Consider the following 23,129-nt stretch of genomic DNA (forward strand, 5'->3'; position numbering starts at 1 on the left):
CGAGACCTCAGGCGCCTAGCCTGACACGATCTCCTCCACCCCGCCGACATACGGCCGGAGCGCCTCGGGAATGCGCACGGAGCCCGACGCCGTCTGGTAGTTCTCCAGCAGCGCGACCAGCGTGCGGCCGACGGCCAGGCCGGAGCCGTTCAGGGTATGGACGTGGCGCAGGGCGCCGCCGCCCTGGGGGCGATAGCGGGTTCGCACTCGCCGTGCCTGGAACGCTTCCGCGTTGGAGCAGGACGAGATCTCCCGGTACGTCTCCTGGCCCGGCAGCCAGACTTCCAGGTCGTAGGTCTTGGCCATGGCGAAGCCCATGTCGCCGGTGCTCAGGCAGACGACCCGGTAAGGCAGTTCGAGCCGCTGAAGCACCTTCTCGGCATGAGCCGTCAGTTGCTCAAGCGCCTCGTCGCTGGCCTCGGGCGTCGTCACCTGCACCAGCTCCACCTTCTGGAACTGGTGCAGGCGGATGAGCCCGCGGACGTCACGGCCATAGGAACCCGCCTCGGCCCGGAAGCAGGGCGTGAGCGCGGCGTACCTGAGCGGCAGCCGGTCCTCCTCGAGCACTTCGTCGGCGTGGAGGTTGACCAGAGGCACCTCGCCGGTAGGGATGAGGTAGCGCTCGTCCGGCTGGACGTGGAAGAGATCTTCTTCGAACTTCGGGAGCTGGCCGCTGCCGACCAGGCAGTCCCGTTTCACCAGGAACGGCGGCAGCACTTCGGTGTAGCCGTGCTCCTCGGTGTGAAGGTCGAGCATGAAGGCGGCGAGCGCCCGTTCCAGGCGCGCGCCCCAGCCCATGTAGGTGACGAACCGGGCGCCGGCCAGCTTGGCGCCGCGCTCGAAGTCGAGAATGCCGAGTTCCGGGCCGATATCCCAGTGGTTCCTGGGCTCGAAGTCGAAACGGGGCGGTTCGCCGACGATCCGCTCGACCCGGTTGACCGACTCGTCGGCGCCCACCGGAACGGACTCGTGGGCGATGTTCGGCACCTGGAGTGCGGCCTCGGTCAACTCCGCCTCGGCCTTCTCGACCACCTCCTCGAGGTGGTCGATGCGGACCTTGAGCCCGGTCATCTCTAGAATCAGATGTTCGGTGTCTTCCTTCTTCGCCTCGCCCTGAGCCTTCAGCCTGCCGATCTCCTGGCCTGCCAACCGCCGGCGATGCCGGAGTTCCTCGAGTTCGGTGAGCGCCTCGCGGCGTCGGCGGTCGCTGGTCGTCCACTGGTCGATCAGTGCGGGATCGACGCCGCGCGCTTCGACCGCCGCGGCAACCCGCTCGGGTTCGCTTCTGAGCAGTTCTCGGGGCAACATGGCGGTGGCAGTCTTCCAACGTTCGTCCCTCAGGGCAAGGATCGCTAACTGATGACCGACCCAGAGCCAGCCTCGACCTCCGGCGCGCCTCCGGCGCCGACCTTGGCAGGCGCCCTGCCGCCTCTGCTCGCGGGGTTCGCGATGTTCGCCCTGGCCGGCGTTGAGCGCGACCCGCAGGCAGCCGCCGAAAGCCAGTACCTGGCGCTCGCGGCGACGACGGTTCTCCTGGCCGCGGCCGGGGTGGCCCGGCGGCCGTTTGGCGCACCGGCGCTGGCCCTGCCGGTCCTCGCCGTGGTCGCGTTCGTCGCCATCCCGCCCGCCGGCCCCGCCCGCGGCGCGGCGATGGGAGCCCTGCTCTGCCTCGGCCCGGGCGCACTGCTGGTCGACAGCCTGATCGCCCGGCGCGCCGAGCTGTTCGAGCCGCCCGGCTCGCTCGAACCGGCCCGCCTGTTGCGGCTGGGCGTCCTGCTGGCGGCGGCGCTCATCGGGCTCAACCTGCTCCTTCGGCAGGGAGAGCTGCTCGGCGGTTCGACGCTCAGGCTGCTGGTCGTCCTGGTCGCCATTCCGGCCGTGGCGACGGTGACCGTCCTGGTGCTGTTCGCTCGCTTCGGCGCTCCGGCCCTGGCGGGGACGGCGGCTCTGCTACTGGCCGCCGGCGGCGTGCGCTCGAACGTCGTCCTGGTGCTGGCGGCGGCCGCCTGCGCCGACGCCCTCGCGCGCGCCCTGGAGCAACGCTGGCCGGCGGCGGCGGGAGCGGCCGGTCTGGCGCTCGCCGCCGTGCTCGGTTTCGTCCTGGTCCGCGAACCCGCTTTCGGGGTACTCATCGCCGCCATGGCCGCAGCGATCGCCTGGCCTCGCTTCGCCTTCGCCATCGTCCTGGTCCTGGCCGGCGCCCTGACCGTGTGGCAACCGGTCGACGCGGGCGCGTTCTGGCCCGAAGTGCTCGCCGGACTGCCTCTGGTGCTGATCGCGGCACCGAGCCTGATCGGCAGGGGAAACCTCCAGACAGTGGCCGCGGCCGCACTGCTGGCCATCGCCGGACTGCGGTTCCTGCCGCCGCAGCAGGCGCTGCTGGCGGGCATCGCCCTTTGGACCGTGCTCTACGCGAAACGATCGGACGGCCTGTCCGCCGAGGAACCGCCGGTCGGGCCCTGGCACAGTCTCGCGCTCCGCGGCGACGCCGCCGTGTTCGGCTACTGCCTGCAGGGAGGCCTGCTCGCGTTGGCGACGCTGTCGGCGACCTATCCGTGGCTCCAGCCGGCCCATCTCGAGGATCGGCTACGCGCCTTCGGACTCGGCGGCGGGCTCGAGCACTGGTTTGCCCTGGGCGGCATCCTCCTGCTCGCCCACGCGTCGGCCGCGCTGGTCCGCAGGATGTCGGCGCCGCGGGTGCTGGTCCTCGCCCTGGCCGCCGTCCTGCTGACGACGGCCGCGCTCGGCGCATGGGACGCCTTCAAGCCGCGGCGGACGCTGCTCAACTCGCCCCGCCAGGTGCTGACGGCGGACAGCCCCCGCTGGACGGCGCCTGCCGGCGGCTGCGGGAAGCTGATCCTCGACACGGCGGTCGCCAACAGCGGCGGGGTCGCCACCGGTCAACCCGTGGCGCGTATCGGCGTCGGCGCCGCCGGGGACGCGGGCGCGGGTACCGGACCTGGGGTCGCCATCCTCCGGCACGGCGAGGACACCGGCGAATGGTCGGCCCGCGCGACCGGCGACATCGCCGGCCTGAAGCCCTGGCTGCACTGGGTGGCCGCCGGCGAAGGCGAACCGTTCTTTGGCACCCGCTACCGGAGCGAAGTCGACCTGACGCCCTTCTGCGGCAAGGGCGACCTGGTCGTCGTCCGGGACCCCGGGCTACCGGAGCAGGTGGAACTGACGCTGTTCTTCGCCCTTCAACTCGGCAAACCCGACGCTTGAAGAGAGTACTGAACGAGGCTGACGCCTCGCGCGTTTCAACGCCGCCTTCGGCGGCAGCGGGTCAGAGGACCCGCGCAACCGGCAGTGGGGCAGCGCCGTCGCTGTCCTACGTCGTACCGACCATCGGCGTCTCGGAGCACCTCGCAAACTGCCTGGCGTCGATCTACCGGGACGGTCAAGACCTCGATGCACCGTCGGAGCTGGTCATCGTGTGGCAGGCCCCGGTGGCCGCGGACGCCGGGGACGCAGAGGGGTCGGCGGCCCTGCGCGAGCTGTGCGAGCGGATCGCGTCGGCTCGGCCGGGGGCGATCGACGGGCCGCCGCGGATCGTCGAACTCCCCCGGCCCGCCGGTTTCGCTCGCGCGGTGAACGACGGCATCGCGGTCGGCAGCGGCGACTGGATCGCCCTGGTGAACGACGACGTCGTGCTTGAAGCGGGATGGGCGCGACGGCTGCTCGAGGCCGCGGGGGCTGCTTCACGAGTGGCCGCGGCGCAGGGGATCAACCTGATGGCTGGCGGCGAGGACGACGGCGAGGCTGCACGAATCGACGGCGCCGGTCTGGCGTGGAACCGGCGCTGGCAGGCGGTTCAGCCTGGCCGCGGGGAGACGGTGAAAGCGACGGAACCCGTGATCGGGGTGTACGGAGTGTCGGCGACCGCGGCGATCTACCATCGTGGCGCGCTCGTGGACGTGAGCGGCGCGGGCAGCGAACTCAGGCCGTTCGAGGAGCGGCTCGACAGCTACTACGAAGACGTCGAGCTGGCGGACCGGCTGCATGGGGCCGGCTACGGCGCGCTGATGGTGCCGGCGGCGCGCGCGGAGCACGCCGGGGCGCTGTCGAGCCGGAGCCAGCCGGCCGCGCGGCGCAGGACGCGGCGTGTCTACGCGAACCGCCTGCTCGTCGTGGCTCGGCGTCTGGGCCGCGGTTTCTGGCTCAACCTGCCCGTCCTCCTGGGGCGGGACGTTGTCGACGCGCTGAGGCAGCCGGCCACCGCGCCGATGCCGGGGGACCTGGAGCCGCCGGGCATCGTCGACCTGGTGTGCGCCTGGAGCCGGGCGGCCTGGCTGCTGCCGCGATTCGCGCACTTCGGACAGGGGATCCGGCGATGACCGAAGACGCGCCGGTCCTGAGCGCGGTCGCCCCGCACTGGCACGACGAGCAGCACCTCGCCGAGCTGGTGCGGGACTGGCCCGACGACGCGCGCTTCGAGTTGATCGTCGTCGACAACGGTTCGGACGACGATCCGGGCGAACTGGCAACCAACCGGTCGAACGTCCGCGTGCTCGATCCCGGCCGCAACCTGGGATTCGGAGCGGCGGTGAACCGCGGGGCCGCCGAGGCCGGCAGCGACCTGATCCTGATCCTGAACACGGACGCCGTCCCGGAACCGGGGGCGCTGGACACCCTGGTCGAGGTTATGGCGAACCACCCTGAGGCCGCCGGCCTCGCGCCCCGGCTGCTCGGCGCGGACGACGCCACCCAGGCGTCCTGGCAGCTTCGGCACCTGCCGACGCTTCGCACCCTGATCGGCTACTGCTGCTTCGTGGAGCCCGCGTCGGTCACGGAACCGGCTAGCGGTGAGCCCGTCGAGCAGCCGGCGGCCTGCGCGCTGCTGCTCCGGAGAGACGCGTTCGAAAGCGCAGGCGCCATGGACGAACGCTTCTGGCCCGCCTGGTTCGAGGACGTCGACCTGGCGCGCCGGCTCGCCGACCGGGGCGAACGGGTGCTGTACTGGCCGGAGGCCGTGTTCCGCCACGGCCTCGGCGCGTCGGTGCCCCGGCTGGGCTACGGCGCGTTTCTTGCCGCGTACTACCGGAACCTGGACCGCTACGCCCGCAAGCACTACGGCCAGGGTGTAGCTCTGATGCTGCGGGCCGTGCTGGTTCAAGCGGCGGTGTGGCGTCTTCTGGTGCTGCCACTTCGTTGCCCGGGGCGGGCTCGCGGTCGCGGCGAGGCGTTCGGCGGGCTGGGGCGCCTGGCGTTGGCGGCGGCGACGGGCTGGAGGGAGCGGTGAGCAGTGGTTCCGCACTGGGTGCGCCCAGTGTCGCGGTCTGTACGGTCACCTGGAACGACGCAGAGAATCTGCCGCGGTTCTTCGACGCGCTGGCGGAGCTCCAGGGGCCCGCGTTCCGGCTGATCGTCGTCGACAACGCGAGCAGCGACGGTACGGTGGAATCGCTGCGCGGGCACGCCGGGACGGCCGGCTTCCCGGTCGAAGTGATCGCCCTCGACGAGAACACCGGCTTCGCCGGCGGCCTGAACCAGGCCATCGAGAGCGCGTTCGCAAGCGACCCGCAACCCGAGTGGGTGCTGAGCCTGAACGCGGACGCCTGGCCGGCGCCGGACTACACGGAGCTGCTGATCGAGAGAGCGCGGCGGTTTACGACTGGCCAGGAACCCGTCGGCGCGGTCACCGGGCGGCTGTTGCGAGCGCAAGCGGAGAAGGGTCCGCCTTCGGCGGATTGCACCGACACGGGCGCCGACAATCCCGTCATCGACGCCTGCGGTATGACGCTGACCCGGAGCTGGCGGCACGTCGACCGCGGCTCCGACCAGATCGATCACGGCCAGTACGGGGTCACCGAGCGGGTGTTCGGCGGCACCGGCGCCGCGACGCTGTTCCTGGGGGCGGCGCTCCAGGACGCGGCGATCGAAGGCCGCGTCCTGGACGACGACTTCCACTCGTACCGGGAGGACGCCGAACTCTGCTTCCGGCTCCAGGAACGGGGCTGGCAGGTGCTCTACGAACCGCGGGCCCGCGCGGTCCACCGCCGAGTCAACCTCGCCCGGCGGCGGCGGCGGATGTCGCCGGAGGTCAACTTCCATTCCCTCAAGAACCGGTACCTGCTGCAGTACTACCACCGCTCACTCGCCGATTTTCCGCGCACCTTCCTGGCGACCGCGCTCCGCGAACTGGGCATCGTCGCCTACGTCCTCCTTCGGGAACCGTCTTCGCTGGCCGCCTATGGATGGCTCTGGCGCCATCGCGGCCGCCTGCGGCAACGGCGCCGCCTGATCCGGTCCCGCCGCCTCGTCCCTGGCCGCGCGGTCGCACGCTGGTTCGGGCGCGCCGCGCTGCCCGCGGACCCGGAGCGGCCCCGGATCCTGATGCTCGGCAGCCGCGGCATCCCCGCCAACTACAGCGGCTACGAAACGATGATCGAGGCGCTGGCGCCGCGGCTGGCCGAGCGCGGCTGGCGGGTGACCGTGTATTGCCGTTCCCACTACGTGGACCGGCGGCTGCGCTCCCACCGCGGCGTGGAGCTCGTCGTCCTGCCCACGCTCAGGACGAAGTACGGCGACACGCCGGTGCACACCCTGCTCTCCTGCCTCCACGCAGCGCTGTTCGCGCGCGGCGCGCGGGCCGCCCTGGTCGTCAACGGCGCCAATGCGGTATTTCTACCGCTCCTGTGGCCGCGGCGCATCCGCACCGCCCTGCACGTCGACGGCATCGAGAAGCGGCGGGCCAAGTGGGGCTGGCCGGGACGCCTGGTCTACGCCGTCTCCGAGCGGCTCGCCTGTCTGCTGCCCGGCGTGACGGTGACCGACGCGGACGTGATCGCCGCTCACTATCGCGCCCGCTACCGGCGCGAGTCGACGATGATCCGCTACGGCGTCGAACCCGAACCCCTGCCGGGCCATCCGATCCTCGACGAGCTGGGCCTCGAACCCCGCGGCTACTTCCTCTATGTCAGCCGGTTCGAGCCGGAGAACAACCCGCATCGGGTGGTCGCGGCCTACAGGCGGGTCGGCGGCGACGTGCCCTTGATCATGGTCGGCGACGCGCCGTACGCGAACGACTTCATCGCCGCGATGAAGCGCGGCGCGGACCCGCGGGTGCGATTCCCGGGGACGGTTTTCGGCGAGGGCTACCGGGGCCTGCTGTCGTCCGCGCTGGCGACGGTCCACGCCACCGAGGTCGGCGGCACGCACCCGGCGCTGGTCGAGGCGATGGGCTACGGCAACTGCACACTCGTCAACGACGAACCGGCCAACCGCGAAACGGCAGGCGACGCCGGGGTCTACTTCGAGGTCGAGGACGAGGCCTCGCTGGTCGCCGCCTTCGAGTTCGCCCGCGCCGATCCGCCGCGGGCCCGCGACCACGGCAGGCGGGCGGCGCGGCGCGCGGCCGAGGAGTACAACTGGGACCGCGTCGCGGAAGAGTACGAGGAGCTCTTCCGGCGTCTCTCGAACCGCTAGGAACCTGCGCGGGCCGCGCTAGAATCCCTGCCAGCTTCCGCGAGCCGGAGTCATGCTCAAGCAGCGCGTTCGCCTACAGACGGCCCTGATCCTGGCCCTCGACCTCTCCCTGGTCGCGGCCGCGTTCTTCCTCGCCTACTGGATCCGCAGCGGTCTCTTCCCGCTCGTGCTGCCGGGGCTCTACCCGCAGCCGCTCTATCCGCTGAGCGACCACCTGCCGCTGTTGCCGCTGGCCCTGGTGACCTGGGGGGCGCCGCTCGTCTTCACGCGGCGCTACCGCTCGCACCGGACGGCCGATCTGAAGACGGAAGGGACCGCGATCCTCAAGGTGGCGGCGATCGCCACACTCCTCACGCTGTTCGCCGTCTTCGTGCTACGGCTCGACCAGCTCCTCATCCAGGACAGCCTCAGCCGAACCTGGCTGCTCCTGTTCACCGGTCTCGCCTTCCTGCTGCTGCTGGCGGACAAGATCGCGCTGCGCCTGGTCTCGCGCGACATGCGGCGGCACGGGCTGAACCAGCGAACGGTGCTCATCGCCGGCGCCCCGGAGGCCGCGGCGCAGCTCGCCGAGTCGATCGAGGATCACCCCCACTGGGGTCTCCAGATCATCGGCCTGGTCCATACCGGCGGCAGCCCCTCCGAAGAGGCCACCGGGAACGTGCTGGGCAGCATGGCCGACGTGCTGCGCATCGTCTCGGAACACGTGGTCGACGACGTGTTCTTCACCGTAACGCCCCACGAACTGCCAGCGCTCAAGGACATCATCGACGGCCTGCAGGAACAGGGCATCCGGACCCGCATCGCGCTCGATCTGCTGCCGCCGGCCCACACCAAGGTCGACCTCGAGTACCTGGACGGACGGCCGGTCGTCACGCTGTCGCCGGCTCCCTCGAACCTCCTCCTCCTGCTGTTCAAGCGCGCCTACGACTTCAGCATCGGCGCCGCCCTTCTGGTCATCAGCCTGCCCGTCATGCTGATACTGGCGCTGCTGATCAAGGCGACCTCGTCCGGCTCCGTGCTCTACCGGCAGACCCGCTGCGGTCTCAACGGCCGCCGCTTCACGATGTACAAGCTCCGCACGATGGTCGCCGACGCCGACCAGAGGAAACGCGAACTGGAGCACCTGAACACGATGGACGGCCCCGCGTTCAAGGTCCGCAGCGACCCGCGGATCACCCCGCTCGGCCACTACCTGCGCAAGTTCAGCCTGGACGAGCTGCCGCAGTTCTGGAACGTCGTGCGGGGCGACATGAGCCTGGTCGGCCCGAGGCCGCTCGAGGAGAAGGAGCCCTACACGCGGCGGCAGCGGCGGCGCCTCTCCATGAAGCCCGGCATCACCTGCCTGTGGCAGATCAGCGGCCGAAACGACCTCGACTTCAACCGCTGGATGGAGCTCGACCTGGAGTACATCGACACCTGGTCGCCGCGACTCGACTTCGTGATCCTGCTGAAAACGATCCCGGCGGTGCTCAGCCGGCGCGGGGCGTCGTAGTCAGGTAACGACGGGCAGGGCGGCCTTGCCGGTGCGGCGGCCCCGGTAGTTGTCGTCCTCGTAGGCGAGGCAGCAGAGAAGGCGGCCGCACTGGCCGGAGATCTTCGACGGGTTCAGGCTCAGCCCCTGCCGCTTCGCCATCTGGATCGAGATGGGCCGGAAACCGTCGAGCCAGGTCGAACAGCAGAGCGTGCGGCCGCAAATGCCGACGCCGCCGAGCAGTCGGGCCTCGTCGCGCGGCCCGACGTGCACGAGACGGACCCGGGTCTTGAAGCGGGACTTCAGGTCGCGCAGCAACTGCCGGAAGTCGACGCGCCGGTCCGCCGTGAAGTAGAAAGTCGCGCTGCGGCCATCCAGACTGAAGTCGACCCGCGACACCTTCATCTGCAAACGGAGCGCGCGGGCCCGCTCCCGGCAGAACGCCTTGCCGCGGACCTCGTTCGCCAGTTGCTTCTCCCTGGCCGCTCGGTCGGCGTCGTCGGCCCGGCGGATGACGGAGCGCGCGCTTGACTTCTGGCACGGCTTGAACACCGGCATGGGCGACTTCTCGACCCGTCCGTAGGCGGGGCCCGGCTTCATCGACACGATGACCTCGTCACCGCGAGCGAGCAGTTCGCCGCCGGTGCTGCAGAGCGTCAGGTTCGTCTCCTCGCCGAAGCGGACACCGACGAAGGTGTCCTCCGTGGCGGTCGACTGACCGGCAAAGCTGCAGCCTTTGCAACTCATCGCGGAGCCTCGACCCCGGCGCCCCCGTCGAGCACCCGCCGTCCGATGTCCGAGCGCATCGCCTTCGACGGCCAGCGGATGCGAACTGCCGCCTCGTAGGCCCGTTCGAGCGCCTGCCCGAGGTCGTCACCCACCGCGCAGACGTTGAGAACCCGTCCACCCGTGGCGATCACGGCACCTCCGTTGCGGCCGGTGCCGGCGTGGAAGACGACGACGCCTTCGCAGGCGCGGGCGTCCTCGATGCCTTCGATCGGGTCGCCCGACGCCGCCTTGCCCGGATAGCCCTGGTTGGCCAGCACGAGGCAGGCGGAAGCGCCGGCGCGGAAGGCGAGTTCCGCGCGTCCGAAGTCGCCGCCGGCGCCGGCGAGGAAAAGGTCGACGGGGTCCTCGTCAAGGCGAAGCAGCAGCGCCTGAGCCTCGGGATCGCCGAGCCGGACGTTGAACTCGAGCACCTGCGGGCCGTCCGTGCTCATCATCAGGCCGGCGTAGAGGACGCCAGAGAACGGCGTGCCGTCCGCCGCCATGCCGGCCACCGTGCGCTCCATCACCTCGCGCATGATCCGGTCGACCTCGCCGGCCGAGACGATCCCCGCCGGGCTGTGGGCGCCCATGCCGCCGGTGTTGGGCCCGGAGTCGCCGTCGCCGATCCGCTTGTAGTCCTTGGAGGTGGCGAGCGGCAGCACCCGGCGACCGTCGCAGAAGCCAATGAAGGAGACTTCCTCGCCGGGCACGAAGGGCTCGATCAGGATGCGCGCGCCGGCATCGCCGAACCGGCGCTCCACGAAGAACTCGTCCAGCGCGGCCTCGAGTTCCGCGGGCGTGGAGACGATCAGCACGCCCTTGCCCGCGGCCAGGCCGTCCGCCTTGAGCACCGCCGGCAGCCCGAAGCGCTCGGCCGCGCGCCGCGCGGCCTCCCGGTCGCCCGTGACCTCGAAATCGCAGGTCGGCACACCGTGCCGGCGCATGAACTCCTTGGCGAAGACCTTTGAACTCTCGAGGCGCGCGGCGGCCCGGGTGGGGCCGAAGATGGCCAGGCCGCGCTCCCTGAACGCATCGACCACGCCCAGCGAGAGCGGCACCTCGGGGCCGACCACGGTGAGGTCGATACCGCGTTCGGCGGCGAACCGGGCAAGGCCGTCGATGTCCGTGACGTCGAGCGCAACGCTCTCGCCGCATTCCTCGGTGCCCGGACTGCCAGGCGCGCAGTAGAGCTCCGTCTCCGGCGACCGCTCCCGGATAAGCCAGCAGAGCGCGTGTTCGCGACCGCCGTTGCCGATGACCAGGACTCTCAGGGCGCCGTCTCCAGGATCGCAGCCTCGACTTCCTCGATCATCGCGTCCGGAGTGGAGGCACCGGCAGTGATACCGACGGTGCGGCACTCCTCGAACCAGGTTCGCCGCAGGTCGTCCGAGTCGTGGACGAGGTGGCTCCGGGGCTCGATCTCCCGGCAGATCTCCCACAGGTGACGCGTATTCGCACTCCGCCGGCCGCCGACGACGACGATGCAGTCGATCTCCGGGTCCGCCGCCAGGGCGCGCGCCGCGTCCTGGTTCTCCTTCGTGGCGTAGCAGATGGTGTCCGCTCGCTCGGCCTCTGCCGCGCGCGCCTCGATCGTCCGCGCGACCTGCTCGTACTCCTCGCTGTTCAGCGTGGTCTGGTAGAAGATCTTGACCTTCGGGTGGCGCTCCCAATCGATCCGGGAGACGTCGGCCGCGGTCAGCACGACATCATACGCCTCGGGATCGAGATCCCGCGTGTAGCCGATCACCTCTCGGTGCCGCGCGTCGCCGATGAACACGAGGTGGTAGCCCGCCTCGAGCGCCAGCCGGGCCTCTTCGTGGACGTCATAAACGAACGGACACGTCGTGTCGACCACCACGAGACCCCGTTCCAACGCCCGCCGATGAAACGAGGGCGGCACGCCGTGCGCCGAGAAAACGACCGTCCCGTTCTCGACCTCGTCGAGCGCGGCCGCCGTGCCGAAGCCGAGCTGCACGAGGTCGGAGACGACCCGCTCGTTGTGGACCAGTTGACCCAGGATCTGCCCACGCCGTCCGCCCGCGGCAAGTTGGCGCACCGTGCGATCGGCGATCCGCACACCGGCGCAGAATCCGTACTTCTCGGCGCGCCTAAGGGTCAGAGGACCCGTCATCCCTTGGTTTCCAACTAGCCTAGCCGACCGACCATACGGTCGGCGAAGCGTGAATGCTAGCAGCGTTCGGAAACTCAGGGCTTCGCGTACTCGAACCGCGCCGCCGAATTGCCGGGCGTCGCGCCCGGTTCGACCGTCACTTCGACCCATTCCTCGCCGCGGCGGAAGGTCATCGACGCTCCGAGCGTCGCCCGCCAGCCCGCGGCCTGCGCCTCGCGCAGCAGCCATTCCCGGGCGTCGGGCGCACCCAGCGGCAGGAGCAGGCCGACGTACTCCGCCGTAGCGGGCTCGCCTTCTTCCGCCACCACGTCGCCGAAGTCGACCACTGTGGAAGCGTCCGGAACGGGGAAGCCGTCCGGGAAGGCGCCGGGAATGCGGCCACCCAGCTCCGCCTCCGGCGCCCGTTGCTCCCGCACGTCCTCGTCCGGCCGGAGAATGGAGTCCGCCGGCTGCCCCACTACCACCGTGTCCAGGTCATTCTCGTCGAGCGCGGGACGATCCGAGGGGACCGCGCAGGCCCAACCGGCCGCGAGCGCTACGGGAGCAACGCAGGCAGGCGCGAACCGCGCAACGCGGGAGCCGGTCAGCAACGGCGAGTTCCGGCGTTCTCGGGCGGCTCAGTCGGCGATGACGTGCAGCGGCCGGCCAGTCGACGTCGAGAGCCGCTCGGGCGGCAGGTCGTGCGGGATCTCGATCTTGCACTCGCAGACTTCCTGCTGACGCGCGGCCAGGTCGGCGAGGCTGTAGTTGCACAGGATGGTCTCGACCGCCTCCTTCACGCTGAGGAAGACCTCGCGGATCGCGCAGTGCTTCGGTCCCACGCCGATCGTGCAGGGTTGGGCGAGGATGTGGTCGATCGAGGTCGTGTGTCCCTCGAGCGCGACCAGGATGTCGTGCATCGAGATCTTCTCGGCCGGCCTGCCCAGCAGGTGGCCGCCCTGGGGACCGCGGTTCGAGCGGATCAGGTGATCCCGGGCGAGCGCGGCCAGGATCTGGCGCAGGTAGGGCTCCGGGATTCCTTGGTTCACGGCGATCTCGTGGCTGGGCACCGGCCCACCGTTCGCGTGCATCGCCACGTACAGCATGGCGCGAATGCCGTACTCACCCTTGGTGGAGATCTTCATTGCGCACGCCCCAGCATCAGGCAGTGTAGCAGCGCGGCCAAGGCGCGTGTACGTGGGCGCCAGCAACACCGGACCGCTCCCGTCACGGTCCCAGCCGCGTCGTCAGCCCTCCGCAACGCCGCCCATCGTGGCGAGCATCCGGCCCGGCGGCCGGACGGCGGTCTAAGGGGGAGGAATGCGACCCTCTTCCGGAGGGAACGGACGAGGTTGGCGCGGCGCCATGAGTGCGCCGACCTCTTCGCCGGCCCCGAAGGGCAGGCTGATGTCCTTCGGCCATGTGACCTTGATTGGGGAGGCGCCGCGCCGAGGCGCTTCCACAACCAGGTCGGTGTGGTCGAACTGGAACTCGATCCTGAGGCGGTCCTCTGTGTAGTGCACCACGGAATCCATCTCAGGCGCCTCGGTTCCGGTCGCAAGGACCGTTCGCCACACGGGGCCCTCGCCCAGAGGAAGAAGAGCGTAGCGTCCGACGAAGATGTCGTGGTTGACCACGGCAAAGAGCTCGTCATCGACCGACTCGATCAAACCCGACTTGATGGTGGTGCCCCCAGCACTGAAGAGCGGCCGGGCCGAGGTGGTCGGGAGCGTCCGTGAGTCCAGGAGTCGCTTGCCGGTTCCGGCATCGATCAGCTCGACCCAGAAGTCGCCGAGACCTCCGTGGGGGGGAAGTGGGCGCACGCCGTCTACATGTGCATAGTGATATCGCGCCACCAGCGTTTCGCCGTACCACGTTTCGGTCGGGTAGCCCTCGTCGTTCGTGACCACGTGGGCAATCCGGCCGACGGCATCGTACGAGGCAACGGCTGGAAGCGGTGCAGTGTCACAAGCCCAAGGACCGTCGCAATCCTGCTCGAGCCGTGCCGTCTCCGCAAGGCGGTCGTGTCGCAGTCCCCCGCGACTGTCCGTGATTCGCAGCCACTCCTCATCGAGGCGCTTCTCGCCGAGACGCGCCGACTCGACCTCCATCTCCTGGTGAAGCAGCCGGAAGACTGTCCGGGCGCCCCCGTCGTCGCGCTCCTTCCAGTGGTGCCCCCAGGGATGAGCGGGATCCGGAGCGGCCCCGTCAACGGGGCGTGGTCGACCTCGCCGCAAAGCCAACTCCGTCCTCGGGGAAGTTCCGGGCAGCGGAGGCAAGCGTGAGAGGAAGCCATCCATTCTCTCCCTGCTCATGTTGCGGCCCCGAGCGAGAGGGAATCGTTCGCCTCCATCGGCCGAGCGTTGACCATAAGCCAAGCGCTCCGTGACGCTTCTGCCGTCGGGATAGCGAGTGACCATTCTCTCGACGTTGCCGTGCTCGTCGAAGAAGTCGTCTACCGTACGACGCGCGCCATCGAAGCGCTCGACCAAGACACCGTCGTCGTCACGGAATCTGAGCGTCGTGCCGTGCTCGCTGGCCGAAATGATCTCCACTTCCGTCTGCGCCGACAGCGGTCCCGATGACAGAAGCACGGCACCGGCAACTGCAAGAATTCCGACTAGCGCGTGAAAGGTCTGTTTCCACATTGGAAGACTCTCCTCATCTGCTGGAGTAGGTGATCCGGTCTCGTGCTCTCGACTTGACGATCAAGGACATGCGTTCATCACCGCCTGATGGAAGAGGCCCGGGCCGCCAAGGTCCTCGTGGTACGTGCCGGCGAGATGGAGCATCTCATGAAGCACGGTGTCTGCTCTCAGAGAATCTGAGCCTCTATAGAAGAGATCACAAGTGAAGATCGTGTCGGCCACGCCTCGAACGGTGTATGCCGAATCACCGGGGTCGGTACACCGACCGCGGCTATCGCTGTCGTCGAAAAGGACTCGGCCCAGCGCGCCCACGATGTCCGGTTCTCCGTTGTCTTCAAAGAACTCCCTGCAAGTCTGATTCCGTGCCCGAGCGGTGGCGTCGGCCCTGGCCGTGCTCTCCTTCTGCTCGTCCGTTGGTTCTTGCGGCGTCACAGGTCCGCCGGTAGGCCCTCCGTCGCCGTCGCCGTCGTCATCCAGATTCCCCTCACCCCCAGGAATGACGACCTCCACGCAAGAACCCGGGACGACGATATCGGTGTCGGCCCCGCCGCGGTCTTTCTCGCAAACACGAAGTCGAATAGGCCCGCCCGCCAGCGGTGCCGAACCGAACCCCAACGTCTCGGTTGCCGTGACGGTCAATGAGTAGTCCCCCGGGCCGGGGTCGTACGGGTACACCACGACACTATGGTTGCCCTGATCCAAGTCGCCGCTCCAGGAATCGTCTTGGCTGCCCCAACGGTTCGTGCACCGGCTGCTTCCTACCCTGCAATCGAAGTCGATCGTGAGGCCAGTAAGGGCCACGTCCACATCGGCGGGCCCGGAGAGCGTGAAGCTCTGGGTCTGGCTGGTGGAGACTCCCGTCCTGCTCACGTCGACCAGCGTCGTCACCTGGGTCCTCCTTCCCGTGCCGCCGCCTGTGCTCGGCGCCCCGGCGCTGATCGTCAGGGTGTAGTTTCCCGAACCCCCTCCGTATGGATAGACGACGATCTTGTGCTCGCCCGCGTCCAGCGTTCCGGTCCAGGAATCGTCCCTCGTACTGCCCCGGTTGGTGCAGCGATTACCTGAGACCGTACAGTCGAAGTCGGTGGTCATGCCGGTCAATTCTACCGAGACGTCGGCCCGGTGAGAGAGCGTGAACGGATAGGTCCTTGAACTCGACACGTTCACTCCCGTCTTGACGATGGGACCACGGTTCGTCGTCGGCGGAGACGGTGTCGACGTTGGTCCAGTCGGCAGAGGCGAGGTGGTCCTACCGCTGACGCTCAACGTCCAGTTCCCGGAGCCACCGCCGTACGGATACACGGTCACGGTGTGCGTACCGGCGCTGAGCGTGCCGCTCCAGGAGTCGTCCTGCGTTCCGCCGCGGTTGGTGCAGGCGGAACTGTTCACCCGGCAGTCGATGTCACGGTTCATGCCCGTCAGGCTAACGCTCACTTCCGTCCTGGCCTCCAACCTGAAACTGTAGGACTTCTCGCCCGAACCGCTCTCGGACGCCGTGAACGGCAGTCTGTACGTCGCTTGCACGGTCACGGTTGGAGGATCAGCCGGCCGTATCGTGCCGGGCGGTGCCGGGTCCAGGCGGATCGTTGACCTCGGGGCCGTGACCGTCGTGGTGAACCTGACCGTAGTACCTACAGACCCGTCAACGATCGTGCCCGAACTGTCGCGGGCCGTGAAGACGACCCTGTACGCCGTGTCTGCCGTCACCGTCGGCAGCGTTCCGCTCGCGCCGCGGGTGGACGCATCGAACGTGATACCCGGAGGCAGACCGGACACACTGTACCTGTACGGCGGCACGCCTCCCGTCGCGGCAGGGAACGTCGTGTTCACCGAGCCGCCGGACGGCAGCCGAAAGTCGGGAATGCTCGGCAAGGAGAGCCCGGTCGCCGTGAGCACCGACGGCATTCCGGTCACAAGCGACAGAAGCAACGGACATGCGGCGCTGGGGCGTCTCACGGTACTCTTCCTCCTCGAATGGTGCCGGACAATTGCCATTACCCGGACTACGCGGCGCGCGAGAGGCGAGAATCGGGCGGAAACGAGGGCCAGCACCACCTACCATCGGGGAGGTTTCAAGCACCAGAGGCGGCCAGAATGGCCGTTCGTAGACCCGACTCGACGTGGGTTCGCCCGATCGGGGGCTTGACATCACCGATTTTGTGGAGGACAATGGCAATTATCTGACCTTCGTCGAAGGCGAAACCGCGAGCTGGTGTCCGTGGAGACCACCGCACGATGAAGAAGACGGGAGCAACCACTGCAACCGCGCTGCGGTCGGCCAAAGCCGTGTTCAAGGACGCCTACTCAGCCAACACCCACAAGGCCTACGCCCAGGCCGTCAAACGCTTCACGGCCTACCTGGGGGACCGGGAGGCCGACGACGAGACCGTTGCCGCGTTCCTTGAGAACGAAGCCGAACGGGGACTCGCCCCGGCGTCGCTGTCACTGATTCACGCCGCGATCGGCGCCGCCGCGCGATTCTCCGACGCGGACGACCCGCGCGGGCGGCTGACGGCCCGCACCCTCCGCACCCTGAAGCGGCGACACGCCGAGCGAGGGCGCGGTCAGGTCGACGGCCTGAGACGTAGGGACGTCGACGCGGTCGCCCGCCTCGCGGCGGCCGAGGGCACGTTGCTCGGCCTTCGCGACGCGGCGCTGCTCCGCCTCGGCAGCGACGCCTTCCTGAGAATCAGCGAACTCGCCGCCGTCGAGGTGAAGCACCTGGAGGCGGGAGAGGACGGGAGCGGAAGTCTCAGGCTGCCCCGGAGCAAGACGGACCAGGAAGGAGAGGGCAAGACCCTTTACGTCTGTCGAGCGACGATGGCAGCCATCGGCGCCTGGCGCGAGGCTTCGGGCGTCTCTTCCGGACCGCTGTTCCGCGGCGTCTCCAGGGACGGAACGCGCGTCAGCACAACGGCGCTGAGCGAGAGCTCCGTCCCGAAGGTCATCCGGCGGCGCGCCCGGGCCGCGGGCATCGAGGGCAGGATAAGCGGACACTCGCTCCGTATCGGCAGCGCCCAGTCACTCGTAGGCAGAGGAGCCTCCACCGCCGAACTCATGCAGGCCGGCAGGTGGACCGACGAGAGAACCGCGATCCGCTACGCCGCCAACGAACTCGCGGCGAACGGCGCCGTCGCACGCTACTTCGAAGACCGCGACGACTAGGAGAGGCCCATGCGGTCCGACGCAACTCATGTAGTCGGAGAACGCGTGCTCTCAACGTGCGCTATTCGCGGCACGTAGTCGAGCAGATCTTCCAACGAGCCGATATCGCCGCCCGCAGGGTTCAGCCACAGCGCCTCGAGGCCGGCCGCCAGCGCTCCTTCGCGGTCCTCGACCTTCGCATCGCCGACGTGGAGCACGGAGGCCGGCTGAAGCTCCAGCTCCCAGCAGGCGGCGAGGAAGATCGGCTCGGCCGGTTTCGCCGAGCCCACTTCCTCCGAACAGATCACGGCGTCGAGGTAACGCCCGAGTCCGAGGTTGGCCAGCACCCGCGGCAGGCGCCGGTCCCAGTTACTCGTTACCGCGACGCGGAGGTCCCGGCGACGCAGCTCCGAGAGGACCTTCCGGCAGCCGGGCCGGAGTTCCCAGGCGTCGGCGCGCTCGAAGCGGGCGAACAGTTCCGCGACGGCGAAGGGTCCCGGCGCCTCCCGCTCGAGCAGGAGACACATGCGCTCCAGCAGATCGCCCCAGAAACCGCGAGCTCCGTTCGGATGGCTGTTGTACCGGTCCTCGCCGCGGGCGAGGCGGCACTCGAACTCTCTCCAGGCGGTCAGAAAGCCCCGCTCGATGTCGGCGGCTGGGAGTACGAGACCGTGGCGGGCGAGGACTTCGGCGTAGATCTCACCGCGACGAGGGCAGGCGATCAGCGTTCCGGTCGCGTCCAGCGAGACGCCCCGGAGCCGCGGCCGGCCGTCGCGACGCGTGGCGACGGGACTCTCTCCCCGGCGCCCGTTCAAGAGAAACCGTACCGGCGGGCGAAGAAGTAGAAGGCCGTAACGACGAGGGAATGGCTGATCTCGCCGCTGGCGATGCGTTCCGGAACCTCCCGCAGCGGCACGTGAACCACCTCGATCTCTTCGCTGCCGTCCCCAATCGGGTCGCCGGTGTGGACCAAGTCGCGGGCCAGCCAGAGCGAGCAGACGTTGTCCAGGATCGCGGGGTTCGGCTCGACCTCTCCCAGCCGTTCGATCGTTCCCGCCCGGTATCCGGTCTCCTCGTGGAGCTCCCGCGCCGCGGCGACTCCCCCATCCTCGCCCGGCTCGACGATGCCGCCGGGGATCTCCAGCGACTCGGCGGCGCGGCCGAAGCGCCACTGGCGGATGAACACGACCGTCGCGCCCTTGCCGTCCGCCCCGGGTTCCGCCTCGATCAGCGGAATCACGTTGACCCAGTCCGCCGACCGCAGGACGACCGCCTGACGCCGGTCGGCGCCGGCGCGCAGCTCCTGCGCCTCGAGCTGCAGAAGGGGGTGGTCGAACTCGGTGCGCGCGACCTCGACCTGCCAGGGACGGACCTTCATCCTGGGCTCAACCTTCAGTCCTCCCGCTCGAAGGGCGGACGCAGGTACTCGAAGCGCAGGACGCGGATGGCCCGGCCGCTGAAGAAGATGAGGACGGCAATGCCGGCGCCGCTCGACAGCGCCATCAGCCAACTGAAATCGCGCCAGAGCATGACGATCCCGATCGTGAGTCCGCCCACGACGATCGCCGCCGCCAGCAGGCGGACGGCGGTCCGGTCGAACGTCGGCGGCCGGACCAGCGTCGGGGCGTGGTCTGGGGTTTCCCGCATCTCCCGGGGAGCTTATGCCGTGTCCAGCCTGGTCAGACAGGCTGCCACGACGCGGTCGGCATCGAGCCGCTCCATGCAGGCGAAGTCTCCGCGGCTGCAGGTGCGGCGCCAGCACGGCTGGCAGTCCAGCGGCTGATCGAGCTGTACCGCAGCCGACCGCGGCCCATAGGGACCGTTGCGGGCAGGATCGGTCGGGCCGAACGCCGAAACGCAGGGAACGCCCAGGGCAGCCGCCAGGTGGGCGGGACCGGAGTCGCAGCCCAGGAACAGGGCGGCCCGCCCCAGCAGCGTCGCCAGTTCGCGGAGGTCGGTCGGCGGCGCCGGCAGGACACGGCAGCCGTCCCCGGCGACCGTGACGATCTCCTCGGCCGCCCGTCGCTCCTCTTCGCCCGCCCAGGCGACGACGACCGGCAGGCCGCGCTCGCTCCCGAGGCGCCGGACGGCCGCCGCGAAGTGCCGCGGAGGCCAGTGCTTCGTGCGCCAGATCGTTCCGGGCGACACCACCGCGTAGCGGCCAACGCTCAGATCATGGCGCTCGAGGAAAGAGAGCGGCCCGGGCTCGGCGTAGTCGGGCAGCCGCCACTCCGCGACCGGGTGCTCGTCGACGACCAGCCCCGAAGCGCTCAGCAGGGCCAGATTGCGGTCGACGACGTGCCTCACCCCCAGGCCGACGACGAAGCGCCGGTTGAGGAACAAGGCGTTCACTTCGCGGCTGCCCATCGCCGGCCCGCCGCGGAAGCCGACCCGCTCCCCGGCGCCGCTCCACCAGGCGACCAGGCCGCTCTTCGTGAGGCCCTGGACGTCGACCGCGACGTCGTACCGGCAGCTCCTGAGTTCGCGGCGAAAGCGCCTGAGCGCGTCGAGATGGGCGCCGACGCCACGGGTCCGTCGCGGATACAGGTGGAAGCGGTCGACGCCGGTGTAGCCACGCAGCAGGATCGCGGCCGGTTCCTGGATGGCCCAGCCGATGAACGCGTCCGGATGAGCGCGGCGGAGCGCCGACGCCACCGGAGCCGCATGGAGGCAGTCGCCGATCGCGGAAAGGCGAACGAGCAGGACGCGGAGCGGCCGGTGCGGTTTCTGCTCCGTGGCGGTCATCCGGCCAGAGCATAAGGGGCGGCGCCATCCCGCGCCGCAGGCTGCTATCATTCGCCGCCTTGCCTGTCGGGGCGTGGCGCAGTCTGGTAGCGCACCTGCCTTGGGCGCAGGGGGTCCTCAGTTCAAATCTGGGCGCCCCGATATCGCTCGCTAACCCGGACCTCGGCTAACCTGTCGCTGTCGCTTTCGCCTGCCTGTAGCTCAGCTGGATAGAGCGGCGGCCTTCTAAGCCGCGGGTCGGGGGTTCGAGTCCCTCCAGGCAGGCCAGATCGTTGAGAGTTCGGTTCGAAGATGTCTGGTGGATGTAGCTCAACCGGTAGAGCGCTTGATTGTGGTTCAAGTGGTTGGGGGTTCAAGTCCCCTCATCCACCCCATCCCGATTCCGAAACCGTTCCGTTCGCGCGCCCGTAGCTCAGCTGGATAGAGCGACGGCCTCCGGAGCCGTAGGTCAGGGGTTCGAATCCCTTCGGGCGCACCACGGCACCCCCGCTAGAGCACCTCGAGCGGGGCGTAGCGGCGGACGAGCTTCCGCTTGCCGGCCTTGTCGAAGAAGACGGTCAGCTTCGCGTTCTCGCCGTCTCCGTCGAGCTGCAGAACGACGCCCTTGCCCAGGGTCGCATGGCGCACGACGGCGCCGGGCCGCAGGACGCCGGCGATGCCTTCGGTCGGCGGCTTCCGGACGCGCCGGGCACCCGCGCGAGACGCTGCCCGGAAGGACGCACCTCCGCCGGCGCGGTCAGCGCCGAAGTAGCTGCGCACGCCGGCGGTCCGCGGGCCGCCCCAGAGTTCCGTGCTGCGTGTGGTTTCGACGAGTGCCTCCGGCAGGTCGGCGAGGAAGGGCGACGGCTGCTGGTCCTGGAACTGTCCGGCGACCATCCGGCGCCGGCAGCCGCTGAGGAACAGGCGCTGCTCGGCCCGGGTCATGCCGACGTAGAACAGCCGCCTCTCCTCCTCGATGTCCCGCGACGCAAGGCCGGCGTGGAAATGCGGGAGCAGGCCGTCTTCGAGACCGGTGACGAAAACGGCCGGATACTCGAGGCCCTTGGCGCTGTGCAGCGTCATCAGGGCGACGCCCAGTTCGGCGTTCAGCCCGTCCGTGTCGCTGACCAGGGAGACGTAGTCCAGGAAGTTCACCAGGGGACTGACGGCCGGCTCGGTCGCTTCGTCGAAGAGCGACGCTTCGCCGGCGTCCGGGCTCTCTCCATCGCCGGGAACAGCGACGATCCTCGCCGGAACGCCGCTCAGGCCGTGAAGGGTCTCGAAGTCGTGGGCCGACGACACGAGCTCGTTCAGGTTCTCCAGCCGTTCCTGGGCCTCCTCGTCGCCTTTGCCGTAGAGCGCCTCGAAGCCGGCGGCGACGATCGTGCCCCGCACGAGTTCGGCCAGGGGCTGACGCTCCGCCTCTCCGCGCAGCGCCTCGACGAGGCCCTTGAAGTTCCGGACCGCGCGCAGGCTGCGGGCCGGCAGCTCCTGCAGGGGATCGAGGCGGATCGCGTCCCACAGGGAGTTGCCCATTTCGGCGGCGCGCTCGAGCAGCACCTGCTCGGTCCTGCCGCCAATGCCCCGGCGCGGCTGGTTCAGGATCCGGCGCAGGGAGAGGTTGTCCTGCGGGTTGGCGATGACCCGCAGGTAAGCGATCAGGTCCTTGACCTCGGCGCGCTCGTAGAAGCGGATGCCGGCCACCAGGCAGTACGGGATCTCGCCGCGCAGCAACTGGTCCTCGATCGCCCGGGTCTGCGCGTTCGTCCGCACCAGCACCGCCATGTCCCCGAACTCGAACCCCTGCGTGCGGAGTTCCGCCAACCGTCCCACGACCCAGCGCGCCTCGTCCTCGTGGTCGCCGGCGTAAAAGAGCTCCAGAGGGTCGCCGGCGCCCTTGTCCGTCCACAGGGTCTTGCCCCGGCGCTGTTCGTTGCGGGAGATGACGGCGCCCGAGGCGTCGAGGATGTTCTGGGTCGAGCGGTAGTTCCGCTCCAGCTTGCGGACCCCGCCGCCCGGGAAGTGCTTCTCGAACCGGAGCAGGTTGTCGAGTTCGGCTCCGCGCCAGCCGTAGATGCTCTGGTCCTCGTCGCCGACCGCGGTCAGGCCCGAGACGGAGCCGTCCGGGTCGAGCACCAGGTTCTTGACCAGTTCCAGTTGGGCCGTGTTCGTGTCCTGGAACTCGTCGACGAGCAGGTGGCGGAATCGTCCCCTGACCCGCCCGCCGACCTCCCCGTCGTCGCGCAGGAGGCGCACGGCGAGCGCGATCAGGTCATCGAAGTCGACGCCGCCAGTACGTCGGAGCTCGGCCTGATAGCGGCGGAACACGAGGGCGACGTGACGGTCGAAGAAGTCCTCGGCCTCTTTCTCGAAGCCGGGCGGCGTGAGCAGGCGGTTCTTCGCCCCGCTGATCCGCCCCTGGACCGCGCGCGGCTGAAACGCCTGTTCGTCCAGGTTCTCCGCCTTGAGCGACGCCTTGATCAGTCGCAACTGGTCCGGCGCGTCGACGATCGCGAAGTCCGGCCGGAGACCCACGCGGTCGCCATAGCGCCGCAGCAGGCGGACGCAGAAACGGTGGAAGGTGCCGACGAAGACATTGGCATTGCCGCCGACCAGGTCGAGCGCCCGGCCCCGCATCTCGTCCGCGGCCTTGTTGGTGAAGGTAACGGCCGCGATCCGCCACGGCTCGACGTTCCGCTCGGCGATGAGCCAGGCGATCCGGTACGTGATGACCCGGGTCTTGCCCGATCCGGCGCCCGCGACGACGAGCAAGGGGCCGCCGTCGTGGGTGACCGCCGCGAGTTGCTCCGGGTTCAGGCGGGAACGGAAGTCCACG

21 protein-coding genes and 4 tRNA genes are annotated in these 23,129 nt (G+C 69.5%); 12 read left to right on the forward strand and 13 right to left on the reverse strand.

Going from position 1 to position 23,129, the window contains the following annotated elements; genetic code table 11:
- Nucleotides 1-15: 15 nt before the first annotated feature.
- Nucleotides 16-1,308 carry a serine--tRNA ligase gene (gene serS / locus OXI49_15690; GenBank protein ID MDE2691948.1) on the reverse strand — a complete coding sequence of 431 codons (1,293 nt, stop codon included), beginning with the start codon at nucleotides 1,306-1,308 and terminating at the stop codon, nucleotides 16-18.
- 51 nt (nucleotides 1,309-1,359) lie between these two features.
- Here serS and OXI49_15695 point away from each other — a divergent pair, with 51 nt between their 5' ends.
- The 5 genes from OXI49_15695 to OXI49_15715 are packed head-to-tail and all read left to right on the forward strand — an operon-like array spanning nucleotide 1,360 to nucleotide 8,920.
- Complete coding sequence (locus OXI49_15695; GenBank protein MDE2691949.1) at nucleotides 1,360-3,225, forward strand: hypothetical protein; 1,866 nt, start codon at nucleotides 1,360-1,362, stop codon at nucleotides 3,223-3,225.
- The gene (locus tag OXI49_15700; protein ID MDE2691950.1) at nucleotides 3,222-4,337 is read left to right on the forward strand and encodes a glycosyltransferase; all 1,116 of its coding nucleotides are present in this window, start codon (nucleotides 3,222-3,224) and stop codon (nucleotides 4,335-4,337) included. Before OXI49_15695 ends, OXI49_15700 begins: the two co-directional genes overlap by 4 nt.
- Nucleotides 4,334-5,242, forward strand: a complete 909-nt coding sequence (locus OXI49_15705; protein ID MDE2691951.1) for a glycosyltransferase family 2 protein — start codon at nucleotides 4,334-4,336, stop codon at nucleotides 5,240-5,242. The genes OXI49_15700 and OXI49_15705 overlap by 4 nt, the downstream gene beginning before the upstream one ends.
- Complete coding sequence (locus OXI49_15710) at nucleotides 5,239-7,428, forward strand: glycosyltransferase (protein MDE2691952.1); 2,190 nt, start codon at nucleotides 5,239-5,241, stop codon at nucleotides 7,426-7,428. The genes OXI49_15705 and OXI49_15710 overlap by 4 nt, the downstream gene beginning before the upstream one ends.
- 52 nt (nucleotides 7,429-7,480) lie before the next feature.
- The gene (locus OXI49_15715; GenBank protein MDE2691953.1) at nucleotides 7,481-8,920 is read left to right on the forward strand and encodes a sugar transferase; all 1,440 of its coding nucleotides are present in this window, start codon (nucleotides 7,481-7,483) and stop codon (nucleotides 8,918-8,920) included.
- Here OXI49_15715 and ricT read toward each other — a convergent pair whose 3' ends face one another.
- The 7 genes from ricT to OXI49_15750 all read right to left on the reverse strand — a co-directional run bounded on the left by ricT (nucleotide 8,921) and on the right by OXI49_15750 (nucleotide 15,517).
- Nucleotides 8,921-9,646, reverse strand: a complete 726-nt coding sequence (gene ricT / locus OXI49_15720; protein MDE2691954.1) for a regulatory iron-sulfur-containing complex subunit RicT — start codon at nucleotides 9,644-9,646, stop codon at nucleotides 8,921-8,923. It lies immediately after the preceding gene.
- Nucleotides 9,643-11,025, reverse strand: coding sequence for a phosphoribosylamine--glycine ligase (gene purD / locus OXI49_15725; protein ID MDE2691955.1), 1,383 nt, complete (start codon nucleotides 11,023-11,025; stop codon nucleotides 9,643-9,645). The genes ricT and purD overlap by 4 nt, the downstream gene beginning before the upstream one ends.
- Complete coding sequence (ispH, locus tag OXI49_15730) at nucleotides 10,935-11,798, reverse strand: 4-hydroxy-3-methylbut-2-enyl diphosphate reductase (protein MDE2691956.1); 864 nt, start codon at nucleotides 11,796-11,798, stop codon at nucleotides 10,935-10,937. Before ispH ends, purD begins: the two co-directional genes overlap by 91 nt.
- Before the next feature lie 74 nt (nucleotides 11,799-11,872).
- Entirely contained in the window at nucleotides 11,873-12,388 is a 516-nt protein-coding gene (locus OXI49_15735; GenBank protein ID MDE2691957.1) for a hypothetical protein, read from the reverse strand.
- A 27-nt stretch (nucleotides 12,389-12,415) separates the two neighbouring features.
- Nucleotides 12,416-12,922: an Rrf2 family transcriptional regulator gene (locus tag OXI49_15740; GenBank protein MDE2691958.1), complete on the reverse strand. Its 507-nt coding sequence runs from the start codon at nucleotides 12,920-12,922 to the stop codon at nucleotides 12,416-12,418.
- A 162-nt stretch (nucleotides 12,923-13,084) separates the two neighbouring features.
- Nucleotides 13,085-14,425, reverse strand: coding sequence for a hypothetical protein (locus OXI49_15745; GenBank protein ID MDE2691959.1), 1,341 nt, complete (start codon nucleotides 14,423-14,425; stop codon nucleotides 13,085-13,087).
- A 60-nt stretch (nucleotides 14,426-14,485) separates the two neighbouring features.
- Nucleotides 14,486-15,517 carry a hypothetical protein gene (locus OXI49_15750; protein MDE2691960.1) on the reverse strand — a complete coding sequence of 344 codons (1,032 nt, stop codon included), beginning with the start codon at nucleotides 15,515-15,517 and terminating at the stop codon, nucleotides 14,486-14,488.
- A gap of 88 nt (nucleotides 15,518-15,605) precedes the next feature.
- On the opposite strand from OXI49_15750, the gene OXI49_15755 reads away from it, so the two are divergent.
- The 3 genes from OXI49_15755 to OXI49_15765 all read left to right on the forward strand — a co-directional run bounded on the left by OXI49_15755 (nucleotide 15,606) and on the right by OXI49_15765 (nucleotide 17,590).
- Nucleotides 15,606-15,890, forward strand: coding sequence for a hypothetical protein (locus OXI49_15755; GenBank protein ID MDE2691961.1), 285 nt, complete (start codon nucleotides 15,606-15,608; stop codon nucleotides 15,888-15,890).
- 135 nt (nucleotides 15,891-16,025) lie between these two features.
- The gene (locus tag OXI49_15760) at nucleotides 16,026-16,571 is read left to right on the forward strand and encodes a hypothetical protein (protein ID MDE2691962.1); all 546 of its coding nucleotides are present in this window, start codon (nucleotides 16,026-16,028) and stop codon (nucleotides 16,569-16,571) included.
- A gap of 89 nt (nucleotides 16,572-16,660) precedes the next feature.
- On the forward strand, nucleotides 16,661-17,590 hold the full coding sequence (locus OXI49_15765; GenBank protein ID MDE2691963.1) for a tyrosine-type recombinase/integrase: 930 nt from the start codon (nucleotides 16,661-16,663) through the stop codon (nucleotides 17,588-17,590).
- A gap of 26 nt (nucleotides 17,591-17,616) precedes the next feature.
- On the opposite strand, the gene OXI49_15770 is transcribed toward OXI49_15765, so the two are convergent.
- From OXI49_15770 to OXI49_15785, 4 genes are read right to left on the reverse strand one after another with little or no spacing between them, the layout of a single operon-like run.
- On the reverse strand, nucleotides 17,617-18,384 hold the full coding sequence (locus OXI49_15770; protein MDE2691964.1) for an HAD-IA family hydrolase: 768 nt from the start codon (nucleotides 18,382-18,384) through the stop codon (nucleotides 17,617-17,619).
- The gene (locus OXI49_15775) at nucleotides 18,381-18,947 is read right to left on the reverse strand and encodes an NUDIX hydrolase (GenBank protein MDE2691965.1); all 567 of its coding nucleotides are present in this window, start codon (nucleotides 18,945-18,947) and stop codon (nucleotides 18,381-18,383) included. Before OXI49_15775 ends, OXI49_15770 begins: the two co-directional genes overlap by 4 nt.
- Nucleotides 18,948-18,961: 14 nt before the next feature.
- Nucleotides 18,962-19,216, reverse strand: coding sequence for a hypothetical protein (locus OXI49_15780; GenBank protein ID MDE2691966.1), 255 nt, complete (start codon nucleotides 19,214-19,216; stop codon nucleotides 18,962-18,964).
- 12 nt (nucleotides 19,217-19,228) lie between these two features.
- Entirely contained in the window at nucleotides 19,229-20,314 is a 1,086-nt protein-coding gene (locus OXI49_15785) for a glycosyltransferase family 9 protein (protein MDE2691967.1), read from the reverse strand.
- Nucleotides 20,315-20,381: 67 nt separating this feature from the next.
- Here OXI49_15785 and OXI49_15790 point away from each other — a divergent pair.
- From OXI49_15790 to OXI49_15805, 4 genes are all read left to right on the forward strand, one after another.
- Nucleotides 20,382-20,455, forward strand: a tRNA-Pro gene (locus OXI49_15790).
- A 49-nt stretch (nucleotides 20,456-20,504) separates the two neighbouring features.
- A tRNA-Arg gene (locus tag OXI49_15795) sits at nucleotides 20,505-20,581 on the forward strand.
- Nucleotides 20,582-20,612: 31 nt separating this feature from the next.
- Nucleotides 20,613-20,688: transfer RNA gene (locus OXI49_15800), tRNA-His, on the forward strand.
- A gap of 27 nt (nucleotides 20,689-20,715) precedes the next feature.
- Nucleotides 20,716-20,792: transfer RNA gene (locus OXI49_15805), tRNA-Arg, on the forward strand.
- An 11-nt stretch (nucleotides 20,793-20,803) separates the two neighbouring features.
- Here OXI49_15805 and OXI49_15810 read toward each other — a convergent pair.
- A complete protein-coding gene (locus tag OXI49_15810; GenBank protein MDE2691968.1) occupies nucleotides 20,804-23,128 on the reverse strand; it encodes a UvrD-helicase domain-containing protein in 2,325 nt (774 codons plus the stop codon).
- Nucleotide 23,129 lies beyond the last annotated feature (1 nt).

It is taken from the genome of Acidobacteriota bacterium, assembly GCA_028875725.1.
In the GTDB taxonomy this organism is placed as follows: Bacteria; Acidobacteriota; Thermoanaerobaculia; order Multivoradales; family Multivoraceae; genus Multivorans.